This is a genomic window from Parendozoicomonas verongulae, assembly GCF_009711465.1.
Lineage (GTDB): Bacteria > Pseudomonadota > Gammaproteobacteria > Pseudomonadales > Endozoicomonadaceae > Sansalvadorimonas > Sansalvadorimonas verongulae.
Genome location: NZ_SMME01000208.1, coordinates 1 through 366, shown reverse-complemented (window position 1 = coordinate 366; position 366 = coordinate 1). Strand labels below are relative to the sequence as shown.

1 rRNA gene is annotated in these 366 nt (G+C 47.3%); it reads left to right on the top strand.

Going from position 1 to position 366, the window contains the following annotated elements:
• The first annotated feature begins 152 nt into the window (after positions 1-152).
• Positions 153-268 (top strand): 5S ribosomal RNA (gene rrf, locus E1189_RS00270).
• Positions 269-366: the final 98 nt, after the last annotated feature.

Sequence of the window (366 nt, the reverse complement as noted above, 5' to 3'; positions counted from 1 at the left end):
CTCGTGCGGCTTGACCATATAACGCCAAAGTAATTTTTGAATTGCTGATAACGCGCAATGATTCAGCTCGAAAGAGCACCATGCACAAAAGAGTGCAGCAACAAACGACAGATTCCCAGGTTAGTGTTCCAAGAACATTAACCACCAGTTTGCCTGGCGACGAAAGAGCTTTGGAACCACCTGATCCCATCCCGAACTCAGCAGTGAAACGAAGTATCGCCGATGGTAGTGTGGGGCTTCCCCATGTGAGAGTAGGTCATCGCCAGGCTTTAAATTTCGAACATTGAGACCGATTGTCTTTTTGCTCAAACAGTTTTGCTTGACGGCAAAAGAACATTGGAACCACCTGATCCCATCCCGAACTCA